The organism is Paenibacillus sp. FSL R10-2748 (assembly GCF_038005565.1).
Classification (GTDB): domain Bacteria; phylum Bacillota; class Bacilli; order Paenibacillales; family Paenibacillaceae; genus Paenibacillus; species Paenibacillus polymyxa_B.
This window is the reverse complement of sequence record NZ_JBBOTK010000002.1, coordinates 200164-214784: the sequence shown is the minus strand read 5'-3', so window position 1 is coordinate 214784 and position 14621 is coordinate 200164. Positions and strand designations below refer to the sequence as shown.

The 14621-nt window shown below is 38.8% G+C and carries 20 protein-coding genes, 1 pseudogene and 1 riboswitch; of the genes and pseudogenes, 17 read left to right on the top strand and 4 right to left on the bottom strand.

Annotated elements, in window-relative coordinates:
* The first annotated feature begins 45 nt into the window (after positions 1-45).
* A complete protein-coding gene (locus tag NSS66_RS07430) occupies positions 46-615 on the top strand; it encodes a 2,' 3'-cyclic nucleotide 2'-phosphodiesterase (protein ID WP_340958663.1) in 570 nt (189 codons plus the stop codon).
* A gap of 224 nt (positions 616-839) precedes the next feature.
* On the opposite strand, the gene NSS66_RS07425 is transcribed toward NSS66_RS07430, so the two are convergent.
* The gene (locus NSS66_RS07425) at positions 840-1838 is read right to left on the bottom strand and encodes a hypothetical protein (protein WP_340958662.1); all 999 of its coding nucleotides are present in this window, start codon (positions 1836-1838) and stop codon (positions 840-842) included.
* Between the two features lie 293 nt (positions 1839-2131).
* On the opposite strand from NSS66_RS07425, the gene NSS66_RS07420 reads away from it, so the two are divergent.
* The 9 genes from NSS66_RS07420 to NSS66_RS07380 all read left to right on the top strand — a co-directional run bounded on the left by NSS66_RS07420 (position 2132) and on the right by NSS66_RS07380 (position 7928).
* Positions 2132-2857, top strand: coding sequence for a phage antirepressor KilAC domain-containing protein (locus NSS66_RS07420; protein ID WP_340958659.1), 726 nt, complete (start codon positions 2132-2134; stop codon positions 2855-2857).
* A 40-nt stretch (positions 2858-2897) separates the two neighbouring features.
* Positions 2898-3113 (top strand): hypothetical protein, encoded by a 216-nt coding sequence (locus NSS66_RS07415; protein ID WP_340958657.1) that lies wholly within the window; start codon positions 2898-2900, stop codon positions 3111-3113.
* 23 nt (positions 3114-3136) lie between these two features.
* Complete coding sequence (locus NSS66_RS07410) at positions 3137-3592, top strand: phage holin family protein (protein WP_340958656.1); 456 nt, start codon at positions 3137-3139, stop codon at positions 3590-3592.
* Positions 3570-4565 carry a GH25 family lysozyme gene (locus NSS66_RS07405; RefSeq protein ID WP_340958655.1) on the top strand — a complete coding sequence of 332 codons (996 nt, stop codon included), beginning with the start codon at positions 3570-3572 and terminating at the stop codon, positions 4563-4565. The genes NSS66_RS07410 and NSS66_RS07405 overlap by 23 nt, the downstream gene beginning before the upstream one ends.
* Before the next feature lie 2 nt (positions 4566-4567).
* Positions 4568-4876, top strand: a complete 309-nt coding sequence (locus NSS66_RS07400) for a hypothetical protein (RefSeq protein ID WP_340958654.1) — start codon at positions 4568-4570, stop codon at positions 4874-4876.
* 122 nt (positions 4877-4998) lie between these two features.
* A complete protein-coding gene (locus NSS66_RS07395) occupies positions 4999-5247 on the top strand; it encodes a hypothetical protein (RefSeq protein WP_340958652.1) in 249 nt (82 codons plus the stop codon).
* A gap of 17 nt (positions 5248-5264) precedes the next feature.
* Positions 5265-6044 (top strand): hypothetical protein, encoded by a 780-nt coding sequence (locus tag NSS66_RS07390; RefSeq protein ID WP_340958650.1) that lies wholly within the window; start codon positions 5265-5267, stop codon positions 6042-6044.
* A 2-nt stretch (positions 6045-6046) separates the two neighbouring features.
* Positions 6047-6742, top strand: a complete 696-nt coding sequence (locus NSS66_RS07385; RefSeq protein WP_250268523.1) for a hypothetical protein — start codon at positions 6047-6049, stop codon at positions 6740-6742.
* Between the two features lie 94 nt (positions 6743-6836).
* Positions 6837-7928 carry a hypothetical protein gene (locus NSS66_RS07380; protein WP_340958649.1) on the top strand — a complete coding sequence of 364 codons (1092 nt, stop codon included), beginning with the start codon at positions 6837-6839 and terminating at the stop codon, positions 7926-7928.
* 151 nt (positions 7929-8079) lie between these two features.
* Here NSS66_RS07380 and NSS66_RS07375 read toward each other — a convergent pair whose 3' ends face one another.
* On the bottom strand, positions 8080-8289 hold the full coding sequence (locus tag NSS66_RS07375) for a YqaE/Pmp3 family membrane protein (protein WP_044788354.1): 210 nt from the start codon (positions 8287-8289) through the stop codon (positions 8080-8082).
* 584 nt (positions 8290-8873) lie between these two features.
* Between NSS66_RS07375 and NSS66_RS07365 the strand changes: the two genes are divergently transcribed.
* Positions 8874-9107, top strand: coding sequence for a hypothetical protein (locus NSS66_RS07365; protein ID WP_340958647.1), 234 nt, complete (start codon positions 8874-8876; stop codon positions 9105-9107).
* A gap of 110 nt (positions 9108-9217) precedes the next feature.
* Here the strand turns inward: NSS66_RS07365 and NSS66_RS07360 are convergent, their stop codons facing one another.
* Positions 9218-9541, bottom strand: a complete 324-nt coding sequence (locus NSS66_RS07360; RefSeq protein WP_076264635.1) for a hypothetical protein — start codon at positions 9539-9541, stop codon at positions 9218-9220.
* A 245-nt stretch (positions 9542-9786) separates the two neighbouring features.
* On the opposite strand from NSS66_RS07360, the gene NSS66_RS07355 reads away from it, so the two are divergent.
* The 4 genes from NSS66_RS07355 (at position 9787) to NSS66_RS07340 (ending at position 12574) form a co-directional block, all read left to right on the top strand.
* On the top strand, positions 9787-10215 hold the full coding sequence (locus tag NSS66_RS07355) for a NucA/NucB deoxyribonuclease domain-containing protein (RefSeq protein ID WP_076264634.1): 429 nt from the start codon (positions 9787-9789) through the stop codon (positions 10213-10215).
* A 130-nt stretch (positions 10216-10345) separates the two neighbouring features.
* Positions 10346-10996: a hypothetical protein gene (locus NSS66_RS07350; protein ID WP_076264633.1), complete on the top strand. Its 651-nt coding sequence runs from the start codon at positions 10346-10348 to the stop codon at positions 10994-10996.
* The gene (locus tag NSS66_RS07345; protein WP_179085444.1) at positions 10993-11163 is read left to right on the top strand and encodes a hypothetical protein; all 171 of its coding nucleotides are present in this window, start codon (positions 10993-10995) and stop codon (positions 11161-11163) included. Before NSS66_RS07350 ends, NSS66_RS07345 begins: the two co-directional genes overlap by 4 nt.
* 370 nt (positions 11164-11533) lie before the next feature.
* Positions 11534-11706, top strand: a riboswitch (M-box (ykoK) riboswitch).
* A gap of 313 nt (positions 11707-12019) precedes the next feature.
* A complete protein-coding gene (locus tag NSS66_RS07340) occupies positions 12020-12574 on the top strand; it encodes a DUF1003 domain-containing protein (RefSeq protein ID WP_220029856.1) in 555 nt (184 codons plus the stop codon).
* Positions 12575-12726: 152 nt separating this feature from the next.
* On the opposite strand, the gene NSS66_RS07335 is transcribed toward NSS66_RS07340, so the two are convergent.
* Positions 12727-13575 (bottom strand): discoidin domain-containing protein, encoded by an 849-nt coding sequence (locus NSS66_RS07335; protein WP_340958643.1) that lies wholly within the window; start codon positions 13573-13575, stop codon positions 12727-12729.
* A gap of 243 nt (positions 13576-13818) precedes the next feature.
* On the opposite strand from NSS66_RS07335, the gene NSS66_RS07330 reads away from it, so the two are divergent.
* Together NSS66_RS07330 and NSS66_RS07325 are read left to right on the top strand one after the other, a co-directional pair.
* Complete coding sequence (locus tag NSS66_RS07330) at positions 13819-14247, top strand: NucA/NucB deoxyribonuclease domain-containing protein (RefSeq protein ID WP_340958642.1); 429 nt, start codon at positions 13819-13821, stop codon at positions 14245-14247.
* 72 nt (positions 14248-14319) lie between these two features.
* A pseudogene (locus tag NSS66_RS07325) lies at positions 14320-14464 on the top strand (fibronectin type III domain-containing protein); the annotation flags it as partial.
* Positions 14465-14621: the final 157 nt, after the last annotated feature.

Genomic DNA, 14621 nt, shown 5'->3' with positions numbered 1-14621 from the left:
CGATGGTAATATTAGGACATATATACTATGTAGGAGGTACGGATAATGAAAAAATGGTCTTATTTACTCAGCGGTGTGTTAATTGGTGCGGTTGTCGCTACGGCTGGAAGTGCATTTGCGGATCAACTAAAATCTTTAGTCGGGCAAACAGTAGCAGGAGAGTACGCAGTGAAGGTTAACGGAAACTCTCTGTCGGAAAATGCGATAGTAGTTGACGGAAAAGCACATGTACCTTTGAGAGCTGTGTCTGACTCTCTAGGAGTGAACTTAAAAGTGGATGGTAAAACAATTCAGATTACTAATGGATCTGCCGATACAAAATCTGTAAATACAGCTTCAACAGGAAAATATGAAGGGTGGCCCAAAGAAAAGCTGAATGGGCGAAAGGCGGAACTTGAGAAATATTTATCCGATACCGAAAAAGATCGTGACAAGGCTATTTCTGACCTTCAGAAGATATCGAACATGAATACCGCAGTGTCTGATGATATTTTGGCGATTAGAAGTGAAACCAAGAAGAATACAGAAATCGGCATACAAGAAGCTGAAACAAATATAGCTAAATATAAGACTGAACTAGAAGAAATAAATAAGGCTATAGCTTCCCTTAAATAAAATCCGTAGTTATCCAGCAACAAACAAATTATATACTGCTGCATACACAAAAGCCCTCTTAAACAGAGGGCTTTTACTCTTATATAAGGGAATTAGTAGTAGACTATATTCAATAATAGGTACTACAGTTTCCCAATAGTTAAACAAAGATATCTGAATCTGGTATGGTTATGGTCGATATCAATTTATCATTAGTTGAACCGTATGTGATTGTACCGTTTTTGTTAAAGTATTTCACATCTGACTTGATACTCGAGGCTCTCCCCTACAAGTACAGTGGAAGTGGGGATGCAACTTCTGACTCTCTCAGGGATTGAGCTGGAATATGTAGGATCTGTGTGATGTGGGTGAGTATACCCGAGGCTATGCATCATTTCATGTAATACTGTTCCAGTTAGGCGATATAGAGTAGCTGTTGTAAGGAAATTAGAATCGAACCTCATACCGTTTCCGTGGAGCTTTGCTTGAGCCTCAATACCTGGAATTACACCTTCATAATGGTAAAATATTTGTTCAAAATAAATATTTTTCAATTTTAGTTTATCCCCTTCTGTTAAAATATTACAAGAATCAATTGTTTTACAAATCACATTATGTGCTTTCCTAACAATTTCTTCTTGCCCAGAATTAGATAAAAAGTATTGGAAATTAGTTAAATGATTGAGTCTCCATTCAGGAATGGGTTTCCTCTCGAAGTATCCCTCTTTAAACAGAAAAAGTCTGTGATAATCCGGTTGTGAATAGCTATCCAAAAATCCTCCCACAAATCCTTTTTCTAAAGCAAATTTGTCAACCCCATTTAAAGCACCTAGTAAATCACCCCAACCATTAATGTTTACAGGAATACCGTATAATCCAGTTATACCTTTACTAACAGTTTGTATTTCTATTGCTTCAGTATGCAAGAGAGTTACACCTGCACTGGACCCTTTGAATTCATGAACTGGAAAACCAGTTACATATTTCACGTTGTCATATATGAAATCTGCTCTTTCAAAATGCTTATGTAGAGAAAACATGGCAAAATCATGTTGATGAAGAAGATCGGTAAGGCTAACTGTTTTTCCTGCTGACTCCTTTACAAAAATAATATCAAAAATATGATCTGGATTATAATTTAGAACTGGAAAAGCGCCGATCATATCGGATTCGTTTCCATCAATAAATCTAAACGCACGTCTAAAAGTAGTGTCTAAATCACCTTCACGCCAAACTCTAGTCATACTGTTCTGTCTCCTTTTTTTGAAACAACCTTTTGTTGTAAATTTACCCTATTTCGGATATTTTATGCATCTATTTTCAAGTTGGGCGAAGGGAGGAATTCACGCTTTTTATTATAATCGTCCTAGAACCATTTCTCACAATCCTTATTGAACGAACCTACTCGTTAGATTAATAACGTACGGGTTTTTAAAATCCGTAGCGTTATAGCAGCAGAACCAATTTAAGATATAAGTATGAAAGCCTCTGATAACTCAGGGGCTTATTTTGCGTACAAAGAAAGGTGAGATCAGTAATGGATATACTTACAATTCACGGAGTACGAGGTTTTATTGATGGAGATGGTACAGCTCAACTGAATTTAGAAGATACGGTGCGCGGCCTTGGATTTACTAAGTACGAAACCAAGAACGGGAAGGAATACAACAGCATCCGGTGGGAACGCGTCTTTGAATACCTGGATGAGTTCGGCTTCGACCACAAGTGGGCGAAAGAATCTTATATACCCGAAAATGTCTTCTATCGACTAGCGATGAAGGCAAGGAACGAAGCCGCTGAAGCATTTCAGGCCAAGGTAGCTGATGAAATACTGCCGTCGATCAGGAAGCATGGAATATATGCTACGGATAATGTGATTGACAATATCCTCAATAATCCTGACTTTGGAATTGAACTGCTGACTAAGCTCAAGGAAGAACGTGCTGCCAGAGTACAGGCGGAAAGAACAAATGCAATCCTAATGCATGTTAACAAAACCTATACTGCCACAGAGATTGCCAAAGAACTCGGATTTAAGTCAGCAATTGCTCTTAATCATGATTTAGGCAATCGAAAGATTCAATTCAGGCAGAATGACACATGGTTGTTGTATAGCAGATATGCGGATTGCGGCTATGTTGAAATCAAACAAGAAGTTCTTGATAACGGAAAAGTGATCTATCACCGTAGATTTACACAGTTAGGTCGTGAATGGCTTGTGAAAATTTATAACAAGGAGCAATTAAAGGCATCTGCAAACTAAAGGTGTCTTTTTTTTGTGTCTGAGGGAGGTGATGAAACCCGTGGCAAAAATAAAATCTACATTGGATATACAACTAGATCTAACCAGACCTGTTGAGGATTTGACTGAGGTCATTTCTGCTGTAATTGCTTCACAACCACATAAACGTAAAGAAATACTTGAGGGATTGGATATAGCAGTAGGAAATGCATTAGCAGAGATACAGGCGCAAGAAGATCAGAAAACAGACAATGATAGCTCAGGAAAAGTTTCCTGAACGGAGAGACGGGGGAAAGAAGGTTGGATAAGTGGGAGGTTTTTAAGTTCAGCACCGCTTTAGGAAGCAGCGCTATAACGTATTTTTACGGTGGGTGGTCGGGAGTATTGGGGGTGTTGCTTGCTCTGGTCATTATTGATTATGTGACCGGATTATTTGCGGCCGGCGCAGAAGGTAAGAAGGGAACCGGACCAGGTTTAAAAAGCAAGATTGGTCTCATCGGCATCGCTCGAAAGGTATTTATTTTTGCAATGGTAGCAGTATCCCATCTAATTGATGGTGTCTTAGGCGATTCGCATCTTTTCCGGGATGCAGTCGCCTATTTTTATATGGCAAATGAGCTGCTTTCGATTCTTGAGAATGGAGGCAGGCTTGGAGCGCCGATCCCACCAGTGATCCGGCAAGCGGTTGAGGTTCTGAAAAGTAAAAGCGGAAGTCAGGAAGGGGATAGGGAAGATGCAAGCAAGGAAAAAAGGTAATGCCCAAGGGATCGACGTATCCCGTTATCAAGGAAAGATTGATTGGAAGGCAGTGAAGGAAGACGGTTTATCGTTTGCCTTCATCAAGGCCAGTCAAGGGAAGTCATACCGGGACAAGACATTCATAGGTAATGCGCAGGCTGCGCGAGCTGTAGGAGTCCTGGTTGGAGCTTACCACTATGTAGATGACTCAGCCATAACGCCAGAGGATGCCCGAAAGGAAGCTGCAAACTTTGTGAGCGCCATTAATTCAGCCGGAGGCATCGCGTCTTTCGATCTGCCACCAGTAATGGATTATGAGTCCAACAAGTCCGGCTTAAGCAAAGCAGCGGTCACAGCCGTAGCCAAGGCGTTTTTGCAGGAGATCGAGCGACTTACGGGTGTTCGTCCTATCGTATACACATATCCTTCATTTATCGGTAATTTCTCCGGGCTGTCCGATTATCCGTTGTGGATTGCCCGGTACAGCGCCACACAGGTTCCGTCTGGCGCATCTGGTTGGTCACGCTGGGATTTCTGGCAGTATAGCGATGGCTCGGCTGGTGGCGCATTGCCGTCCGGCACACGTAAGGTGGCTGGCATAGCGGGTCCAGTCGATTTGAATGAATTTGACGGTACGGCAGATGAGCTTCGGACACGGTTTAGGAAGAAGACATCCGTACCCAAAGAAGAGCCTGCCACTGTTGTGGATGGATCATTCCAGATCAACGGAGAGAATGTGGGTAAAGCTCTGCTGTTTGATGGAAAGACTCACGTTCCGTTGCGCGTGCTGGCGAATGCTCTCGGTATCCCTTTACGCTGGGATAATGCCAAAAAGGTCGCATATTTGAACAATCGCAAATTGCAATCCGTGCAGCTTGTGGAGGGTGTCGCTTATGTACAACTTCGGCCAATCGCAGAATCTTATGGAGCTGAGGTTTCTTGGGACGCGAAAAATAAAATTGCTGGTCTGAAAACGAAAGGGGATAAGTAATCATGCAAACACAAACCATTATTGAAACTGTACAACCATATGTAAGTACCATTGTCACAGCCGCTGCGGGTGTGCTTACAGCATTTGTTTTAGGAGGTCTGAACAAACTCAAAACTAAGGTTAACGTGTGGCTAGAAGCGCGTACAACGGCAGCGCAACGTGAAGTGATCCATAAAATTGCTGGAGAGGGCTTTGCTTTTGCTCAAACAGCATTTAAAGAAGCCGGGGGTGAGCGTAAGCTTCAGGAAGCATTACAGTATACTACATTACATTACGTTTGGCAGAACAGGGCATTACTGTATCGGCAGTAGAGATTCGATCCACGATAGAGAAAGCATATTTGGAGTATAACTCCAAAACGAAGGCAATCGTTAAAGAATCACAACCAAACGAAGAAGCTACTCAAGTGGCTGCTAAGGAGGCTGTAGCTTCGTTGGCAGCTCAAGTCACGGCAATCCTTTCACAAGCTACTGGAACAGATAGCACGGCAAGTACGGCACCTAGAACTCCGCAAGAATACAGTTCCATCACCACAGGCCAATGTATCAGGAGTAGCAGTAGAATGAATGAGAAATGCGAAATGCCCTGCTGGTGTATGCTAGCAGGTTTATTTTTGTTTGAGCAATCATTCATTGTTTTTTCAGATTATTACCAATATAATGAAAACAACAAGAATTACTAAGAAAGGAGCTTTTTTGTATGAAGAAATGGTACTATAGTCGCAAATTCCTGTTTTCTTTTGCCGCGCTCCTGACTTCAGTGATTGCCGTTTCTGTATATAACAATCTGAATCATATTTTATCCAATTTTTTGGACTTCCTCAAATATGGTTTTGGTATCCTAGGTATTTTAACAACATTATATAATTACTATCATAAGTTTCATTTATTCATATCTAGACTCAAAATAATTTTTCTGAATAGCAATGCTACTTGGAATGTGAGTTCAGTTTTTGATGGAAACTTTGATGAATCAATACTTATTAAAATTAAGAAAAAAATCGAGGATATTGATGGAAAAGCAGAGTTTGTAATGGTTGATAATAATACAATTCGGGCCTTTTCTAAAGGACTAAATGTATTCTTTGATTATGCAACTATTTATGATGCGGATGAAGATGAGCATAGAGGGCATTTAGTTTTAAGAATTAGAGATTACAATGCATCTTACAGCTTGGCAATGGAAACATTGGATGAAAAAATAATTCCATTAATGACATTGATTACACAAGAAACGAAACCCGAAGATTCAAAATATATTTTTAAGATTGATTTCGGCAAGAGTAACCCGTTCATGGGACTGGCTGTAAAAAACATTGACAAGGCTTCTATTGTTGACTTTTCTTTTATGTACAATGAAAGTAAAGGGATCAGCAAGCGGAACGTTAAGGTTGGCAAAAAAGGGATTGAATGCACAACCACCACTCTTTCTGATTTTCAAACTGCTTCGGGAAATTTCTTGTCATTAGTGGGGGATTAAAGATGCGAGCTTATCACTTTTTAGATGTTGAAAAGCTTGATTTGTTTGGTGAATCTAATGAGGTGATGACTCCGCAGCAATTGTCTATGGATAGTCACCAAGACTCAGAACCTTCATCAAAAATCAAGTTAATAACTACACAGTACTATAGGGGGTTCCAAAAACTTATAATCATTCATGAAGATGTGAAGAGAAAAAGTGGGAGAGCCTACGGTGAAGATGCTTTTTTTGATAGATTTATTGAGAATAAGAGTATCAATGGATATTATAATCCTGAATTAAAAATTTTAATTCTCGAGGGTAATAAAAGCGCAGTCAACGGATCTATAAGACGCTTTAAAAGACATTTTCCAGAAAGTTTTTCTGTCAATAGATCGTTAGTTGATTTTGCTTATGTTGTTAAACATTCAACCAATGTCTGGGGGAGTTGGTTTGGAGGATTGAATACAGGCACTTTGAAAAGCGCCGCCCTTTTCGGCGATCACGTTAATTTAAGTGAAGATTATGATCGTATGAAGGCAGCAGGTAAGCTTTCATCACTAAATTGCGCTTTGAGTTTTGAAAAAGTGAGTTACGATTTTACAATAACAGCTAATAAAACCGTTGTTTTAATGCAGAATAGAACACCAGAGGAAGATATAGACTTGTTACTTGCACTTAAACCTATCCTTTATAAAGAAGAAGTACTCACATCTTAGTTCAATACATAAGTTACACATGCGAAAGCACCGGTGATACCCTGCTGGAATGCTGGTGGGGTATTTTTTACTTTAGTACCGTTAGGGGATGGTCATGATTAATTTTAATATTATTCAAGATTTTAGAGATCAGGTAAATGCTAACTCCCATTATACTTGGTATGCTTATCGGAATAAGAACGGAAAAAATTATTGGAACATCATTTGCGCTTGTATGGATTGGATTGATGTAGGTCTAGAATGTATGGATGGGTTTTCCTTCGATAGAAAAAAATTAGGAGCAAGAGGATTAGAAGTTTTTACGTACATATCAGCTATTGATATTGTATGGGAATCCATCCAACAATTACATAGAGCAATAATTAATGAGAACGAAGTGCCCTTTAGTGGTGAAAAAGAGGTTTTTATTAATGACGTACTTCATAAGGATGACAACGCCTATTTTAAGCATATTCGTGCTGTATTTGGTGCTCATCCCGTTAATCTAAGTAAAGATAAAAATAATGATAAATGGTTTGCAAGCTGGCCAACTACTGGAATACATGAGAAATATGATGTAGCTCTATATCTCTATAATGTAGACCCAAGTAAAGATGACATTATAATCGGTTTTAAATTTGCTGAATTAAATGAATTTTTTACAAAAAGATATAACCACTTGTCATATTTGGCGAAAAAATTAGAGGAACAATACCAAGACTATAAATCAAGTTTAATTTTAAACAAGATAAGGCCGACCACAAACATTGAAGATCAACTGGATATCCTGGAAGGGGAATTAAACAAGAGATTAAGTAACGATTACTTTGAACATTTAGTGGACCAGATTAAAAGAATTTACAAAGCAACCGTTACTAATGAAAATAACCGAGAAACTATTGAAGGTTACAGAGGAAAAGTAAAAAGAGTGGTAGAAGAGCTTACAATTAAGATACAGAACGTAGATTATACTGATCTTGAAATGGACCATATTGTTTATTCTAATCATCCACAAGAGATACACTATGAACTCTCCAAATTATTTGAATGTTTATATGGACACCGTAAAGATGAGGCTTATGATTATTATATTGAGCGGGTATCTAAATTTTTAAATCCTTATGTTCAAATTGACAAAACAATGAGCGCAGATGAAATATTTTTGCTACTTCATGTTGGTTTATACAACTACTGGGACAGTGTTTAAAAAACTAAAAGGGCCACTTTATATAAGTCAGATACGCGGCATATCGTCATTATGTATGAATAGACAGGAACAAGAAGGTCACTATTCCTACTGGAAACGAAGAAAGATATATTAGAGAATATTAAAACCCCGGATTTCTCGGGGGGGTCTGTTACCTAGGGAATTGTCTGGCTTGCTTTACTGCTCTAATAAGTTCCTCGTTTCGAGGATCAGCATTATAATTGTTCACTACTACCACCGCATGAATTACTGCAGGAAACCAGCCAATACAGCACAAAATGACATTTAAAAATGCCTGCCAAGGCTTTCCGCATAGAATGATAGCTAGTGGGGGAATAAAAATAGAAAAGAAGTACTTCATAATAACACTCCTAATATAATTAAGATAATAATCAATAATTTTATAAAAATAGTATATATGACCTTGTAGATATTTTCTATTAATATTTACAAAATAGTCCAATTGGATTATACTTAGCCTAACACTTACGGAAGCACCGTTGTGCAATCCGAAAGCATCGGTGACACCCTACTGGCTAAGCTGGTGGGGTGTTTTTTTGCGAATTGCCGTTTAGCCCTGTCAATTTCTTTAAGGATACATACTCTATACCGTATCTTAAAAAAAGGAGGAGTTCATGTGAGTGAATGTGGACATGAGCATAAGGCAAAACATTTTTGTCCTTTCACATCGACGGGTGCAATTTTGGTGCTCTTTATCCTGTTGGTCATAATTACTAAAGCGTGTTGGATTTAATTTTGTGAAAAGAATTGTTGGATAATACTACTTCACTTGACTTGACTCATTTTTTTAAGAATGGTAGAAAGTAGAGCCCAACAAGCGTATTGGGCAATAGCCTATACGCTTGTTGGGTTTTATCGACAGGGGAATATTTTATTGAAGGATTTCTCATATCATTCATCGAATGAATTACTGAGGTGAACAGCATGAACTATACATATAAAGTGTTAAAGTCGGATATAGAACTATTTGCAGCTGCATTAAGCCAAGTAAGAGTATATGTAATCCAGCCGTTGGGAGAGGATTTGATAGATATTGTGAACTACGGTGGAGTAGTGGAGAAGATTACACCAGAATCTATCAAGATTAACGGATCTTATTTCTTTCGTAATCAGTTTGAATTTAGAGTAGACGTGAAAAAGGACTCCTCTGGTATGTAACCAGTATGGAGTCCTTTGTTGTTTATTTACTTAAAAACACGCTTATTTGAACGTGTACATCGTATTGTAGTTATACGGTCATTATGGCTAGAATGGTTATGCCTTTCGAATTAATCAGGTTTGGTAATATAACCTTGATAGTACGCCACGTATACATTATTTACCAGTGCAGTGTCATACAATGTTAACGATCCACCCCAACCAGTTCCAGGTTCTGTATAACCATAAGTAGTAGGGATTTTATCTCCTTTCTGATATTGTCGTGTAATACCGGTTACATATTTCTGGGGAAGACCTTGTGGTGTAACTATAGACGATGTTTGACTATTCGTGGATATTTGATTATCAATGGGTGTTGAAGCAAACGCGGCTGACGAACTTCCTAACAAAGCTAATGACAAAAGGGAAGTGGCGACGATCTTATTCAACTTCATTCAAAAACATCCTCTCGAATAAAATTTGATTACTTATTCAATATATAGTATATATTGTTATTTTTAATGCGAAATAGATCACATTGAATTGACAATTACTATTTGCTTAGTGCGAATTAGGTAGACGTAAAGGACTCTGCAGGGTAATTGGCGAGTCTTTTTTTTGTTTTACGACATGCTTTGCGATACTTCGACATGACCCTCCATTTAGTATAGAGAAGATTTAAATACTATGGAGGTGTCGTATGATAAAAGGAATCGCAAGAGGATTAATCGTATTCTTACTGGCAGCTATCTTTTCCGTACAAGGTGTTTATGCTGAACCGACAGCAATCAACCAACAAGCAGCAGCTGGGTATACGCTGGAGTTCCCAAGCTCACGCTATCCAGAAACGGGGGCACATATCAAAGATGCAATAGCAGCCGGACATTCTGCGGTGTGTACAATTGATCGGGATGGAGCCGAAGAAAACAGGAAGAAATCGCTCAAGGGCTATCCAACGAAAAAGGGATATGATCGCGATGAATGGCCAATGGCAATGTGTTCCGAAGGTGGAGAGGGTGCAGACATTAAGTACATAAGTCCAAAGGACAACCGTGGCGCAGATGCCTGGGTAGGTCATAAGCTGGATGAATATGCAGACGGCACAAAAGTAAAATTTATTGTTAATTAAATACTTTTTTATGAAATGAGGTTGATTTTTTTAATTAATTTAATGTTCGACAAAATTCCCGTTACTTCTTCCTAATAAAGCTATAGAATTTACAATTGTTTCAAATAATTGTATAGGAGGAAACGTATTTATGAAAATTATCAAGAAAGTGTTCGTCCCTTTACTAGCAGCAGTATTATTCTGCGCGACTGTTTTACCTTCGGTGAGTAATGCTGAACAAGCTGCTAAACCAGAGGTAAACCCAGTTCAAACAGAAGTTATTCAGACTGATCGTGGAGAGGCGACTGTAACAACAAACTTTAATGATGACCATCATAGAATAACGACTGTTGTTGAGAATGGAAAAACAACTAAAATTGAGTATTTCACAAAAGATCAAACTTTGTTGATTGACGGTGTAAAGCAGGAGAACTTTAATGTTAAAGAGAGCCGTTCTGATTTTTCGTTAAATGCTGTCCCTTCAGGTGGAACCTTTGTAGGCAAGTTTGATTACTCCTATGATTGGGTGAACGTAGGAATAGCAGTAGCAGCAGCAGCAATGTCTACGATTACTAAGGTACCTGTATCAACCATTCTTGCAGTTATAGGTGCTGGAGCAAGTTTGAATACCGTATCTTATTACACTATTTATCAATATTCGTATCCTAGAAAATGTGAAGCTATTCCTTACGCTAATCATACGGTGTTCTATCAAGATGCTTCACGAAGCAAAGTAATTGGTACGGCTGACTCTGGGAAGTTCTTTAGTTCGCAACCATACCCTATCGGATGTACTCCATGAACAAATTTTTAAAACGTTATTTAGGCATTCTGCTAGGATATGCAATAGGTATAGGGATATTTTATGCAATGGGATATAAGTTAAATGCTATGGTGTTTTATATCATTTTGACTGGAATCGTAATTGGAGAAATAATCAATTTTGCATTGTCAAAACGAGAAAAATAACACAATGCCTGCTGACCAGCTACGGTCAGCAGGCATTGATTTTATTAGAGGAATTACAGCATCAATTACCGAATAACTACTCTGAGGTGATCAGCATGAACCATACATATAAAGTGTTAAAGTCAGATATAGAACTATTTGCAGCTGCATTAAGCCAGGAAAGAGTATATGTAGTAAAACCGTTGAGTGATGATATGGTGTAAGTTGTAGACCACCTGTTTGCCGCACCTGCGGCACAACGACTTTTTATTTTTGCATTATATGGGGGAGTGCCAGCGTCGCTGTCACCAGGCGAAATACATGTAAAATATAGTAAATATATTTGGGTTGACAGCACATTTGGACAGCAGTATGCTTGCTAAGGAAATATTGATGTCCTCGTTAGGTGAGGCTCCTATACGAACATAAGCCACTGCCCGGAAACATCGAAAGATGCCAATGGGTATAACAGGAATTGCCGGATTAAGGCTCTTCTTAATGTGGCTAAAGAACTTTGGTTCTTTTACGTCGTATAGTGCTAAAGCTCGACTTGGGGGAATCGGATATTTGCATGCTTTATCTTGCATGCAGAACGACGCCCTTCAGTTGAGCTGAGGGGCTTTTTTATTTCAATGTGTTAGGTATTGGCAGTGATATGGTTCCAGTGTGATCAGTAAAATATGGAGCCCACAACATGATAATGGGAGAGGGGTTGAACCATTCTATGAGTAGTCGAAGTTCGTCTGAACCGGATCCAGAACCGGTGAGTCTATTGGCAGTCGGGTTAAAACTAGATACCGTAATTGAGTATGGTTGCTACTCCTCTCCTACGGGGTAGTATTGGGCCCGACTGCCTTAAAACAAGGAGGCAGTTGACATGTCAAAAATGAATTTTTTTCAAAAAAAGCAGCAAAATAAAAATGCTGCTCATATTCAAGGCTTTGATATTGAATTGAATCAGGAAAATACTCGTCGTATTGATCGGCTAGTCGATAGTTACGAAAATAGCATTCTTTCTCATTTAGATGAAGCGTACCAAAGAACGACAAGCTGGTCAGATCGTCTTGCGGATCGGATTGCATCATTCGGCGGTAGCTGGAGATTTATTACTTATTTTGCTATCTTTCTGACCATCTGGATACTCTTGAACAGCTTGCCGTTTACTCGCTTTCATTTCGATGAACCTCCATTTATCTTGTTGAACTTGTGTTTGTCCTTTATCGCAGCATTCCAGGCTCCGGTCATTATGATGAGTCAGAACCGCCAAACTGCAAGGGATAAGCATGAATCGATCATTGACTTTGCGATCAACTACAAAGCCGAACAAGAGATTGACGATATGCAGAGCCACCTTCATCGGATCGAAGGCGAACTGATTGAGATTAAAAAACTCTTACTTGTTCTAAAACAACCGAATGAAGAACACAAATGACTCTTTGGATTATATAGAGGCCCCGTAGAAAAGTTTTCACCTGAATCGATTCAGATTAACAGATATTATTTCTTCCGTAAGCAGTTTGAATTTAGAGTAGATGTAAAGAAGGACTCCACTGGCACGTAGCCGGATAGAGTCCTTCTTGTTGTTTATTTAGTTGAATACTCGCTCACTTCAAACGTGAGTATTTTATTGAATATTACGTAGTCCTTGCGATTACTAAATGGACCTTTGTTGTTATTGTGCTTATCAATGGCATACGATGCTGTACCTGAGCCTGCTTGTTTTGCTTCATACCAAGAAATGAAAGAGTTTATTTCTTTCATGCTCAAATCGAATTCTTTCTCCAAACCGGTATCCATAGTGACAACTAAGATTGCCCGGTCACCGGTTGGCTGTTCTGGATCTGGAGTTGGTGTAGGATCTGGAGTTGGCGTAGGATCTGGTGTTGGTGTTACAGGCAATGCATTGTACATTTCGAAGGCTCCAAGTGTGAGTACTACATAACCGTTATTACTAGTGATATTCAAACGGTATTTTTTATATTTCGTTTCATTGCTAAATGAGAATTCTTTTTTCTCATCTTGGCTCCAGCTAGTAATATTTTTTTGTGTATCGAGAACAACCCATGAAACACCATCCCATCCTTCAAAAGTCCAATCTTTTGGGGATTCTCTTTTATATTCCATATTGGATACACGTGGGGTCAACACATATTTGTTGACAACTACAGGATTCTCAAATTCATAAGCAATCCAGCCAGTCTTAGAATCTGTAATTGTCGACCAACCGGTATCATTAGGTTTTCTATCAAACGCACTGTATGGCTGATGATCATTACTCCAAGCAGAACTTGCACTTGCAATACCGGAAGGACTTGTATTGGATGTCATTATAGGTATTAGGTTTGTTTCCTCACTTGAACTAGCGAAAGATGAACCTGCAAACCATATTGTTAAAAAAATAATGGATAATAGAGATGTGATTATTTTCCTCATGTATAAATCCCCTTTTTGTTTTATTTGCTCACCAAGCATACAAAACTCAAAAAGGGTTGTCTAAACATTAATGTCTATATATTCAAAAATAAGTTTAATAATGTATTTAAATTTTCGAAGAGCATAAGGCTCAACTTATATGTATCTGGTAGCACCTTTATTTTATTATGTGACAACATATGCGATACTTCGACATGACTCTCCATTTAGTATAGAGAAGATTTAAAACTATGGAGGTGTCATATGATAAAAGGAATCGCAAGAGGATTAATCGTATTCTTATTGGCAGCTATCTTTTCCGTACAAGGTGTTTATGCTGAACCTGTTTCGAGAAGTGTACAAGCAGCAACTGGGTATACGTTGGAGTTCCCAAGTTCACGCTATCCTGAAACTGGAGCACACATTAGGGACGCAATAGCGGCCGGACATTCTGCGGTATGCACGATTGATCGGGACGGAGCCGAAGAAAATAGAAAGGAGTCACTCAAGGGCTATCCAACTAAAAAAGGATATGACCGGGATGAATGGCCAATGGCAATGTGTGCAGAAGGTGGCGCAGGTGCTGATATCAGATACATAAGTCCTAGTGATAACCGGGGAGCAGGATCATGGGTAAGTCATCAGCTAGATAATTATGCTGATGGAACAAAGGTAAGATTTATAGTGAAATAAGGATGAGAGACTCTAATAGTTAGCAGCCAATAGAGTCTTTTTTATACCTAATAAAAAATAAATATGCAAAACAATGACTTTATCTCTTGGTACGAAAGCAAACAGGCTGGTTCTGGATCTGCATCCTATGCAATCAACAAGCACGATAACAACAAAGGACCATTTAGCAGCCGTAGATCGTATCCTAACGTTTGAGGTAAGTGAATACTCTAAATAAAGCAATCCCCGCCGGCCAATTAATCGTTAAATAGTGAAAAGCCCAGCTAATCCATTAAGGTTAGCTGGGCTTTTGCTAGACAATAAGTATGGCAACATTGCTCCGTAATAAATACCCGCTAAGCTAACGAGATAGATAAATTTTTTGGGTTGTGAAA

What these genes read in the sequence shown, in the direction of transcription:
- NSS66_RS07420 (WP_340958659.1), top strand. Translation starts at nt 2,132, where the DNA reads ATGGATATACTTACAATTCACGGAGTACGAGGTTTTATTGATGGAGAT.
- NSS66_RS07330 (WP_340958642.1), top strand. Translation starts at nt 13,819, where the DNA reads ATGATAAAAGGAATCGCAAGAGGATTAATCGTATTCTTATTGGCAGCT.
- NSS66_RS07360 (WP_076264635.1), bottom strand. Translation starts at nt 9,541, where the DNA reads ATGAAGTTGAATAAGATCGTCGCCACTTCCCTTTTGTCATTAGCTTTG.
- NSS66_RS07355 (WP_076264634.1), top strand. Translation starts at nt 9,787, where the DNA reads ATGATAAAAGGAATCGCAAGAGGATTAATCGTATTCTTACTGGCAGCT.
- NSS66_RS07340 (WP_220029856.1), top strand. Translation starts at nt 12,020, where the DNA reads ATGTCAAAAATGAATTTTTTTCAAAAAAAGCAGCAAAATAAAAATGCT.
- NSS66_RS07335 (WP_340958643.1), bottom strand. Translation starts at nt 13,575, where the DNA reads ATGAGGAAAATAATCACATCTCTATTATCCATTATTTTTTTAACAATA.
- NSS66_RS07350 (WP_076264633.1), top strand. Translation starts at nt 10,346, where the DNA reads ATGAAAATTATCAAGAAAGTGTTCGTCCCTTTACTAGCAGCAGTATTA.
- NSS66_RS07365 (WP_340958647.1), top strand. Translation starts at nt 8,874, where the DNA reads ATGAACTATACATATAAAGTGTTAAAGTCGGATATAGAACTATTTGCA.
- NSS66_RS07390 (WP_340958650.1), top strand. Translation starts at nt 5,265, where the DNA reads ATGAAGAAATGGTACTATAGTCGCAAATTCCTGTTTTCTTTTGCCGCG.
- NSS66_RS07375 (WP_044788354.1), bottom strand. Translation starts at nt 8,289, where the DNA reads ATGAAGTACTTCTTTTCTATTTTTATTCCCCCACTAGCTATCATTCTA.
- NSS66_RS07425 (WP_340958662.1), bottom strand. Translation starts at nt 1,838, where the DNA reads ATGACTAGAGTTTGGCGTGAAGGTGATTTAGACACTACTTTTAGACGT.
- NSS66_RS07385 (WP_250268523.1), top strand. Translation starts at nt 6,047, where the DNA reads ATGCGAGCTTATCACTTTTTAGATGTTGAAAAGCTTGATTTGTTTGGT.
- NSS66_RS07400 (WP_340958654.1), top strand. Translation starts at nt 4,568, where the DNA reads ATGCAAACACAAACCATTATTGAAACTGTACAACCATATGTAAGTACC.
- NSS66_RS07345 (WP_179085444.1), top strand. Translation starts at nt 10,993, where the DNA reads ATGAACAAATTTTTAAAACGTTATTTAGGCATTCTGCTAGGATATGCA.
- NSS66_RS07380 (WP_340958649.1), top strand. Translation starts at nt 6,837, where the DNA reads ATGATTAATTTTAATATTATTCAAGATTTTAGAGATCAGGTAAATGCT.
- NSS66_RS07430 (WP_340958663.1), top strand. Translation starts at nt 46, where the DNA reads ATGAAAAAATGGTCTTATTTACTCAGCGGTGTGTTAATTGGTGCGGTT.
- NSS66_RS07405 (WP_340958655.1), top strand. Translation starts at nt 3,570, where the DNA reads ATGCAAGCAAGGAAAAAAGGTAATGCCCAAGGGATCGACGTATCCCGT.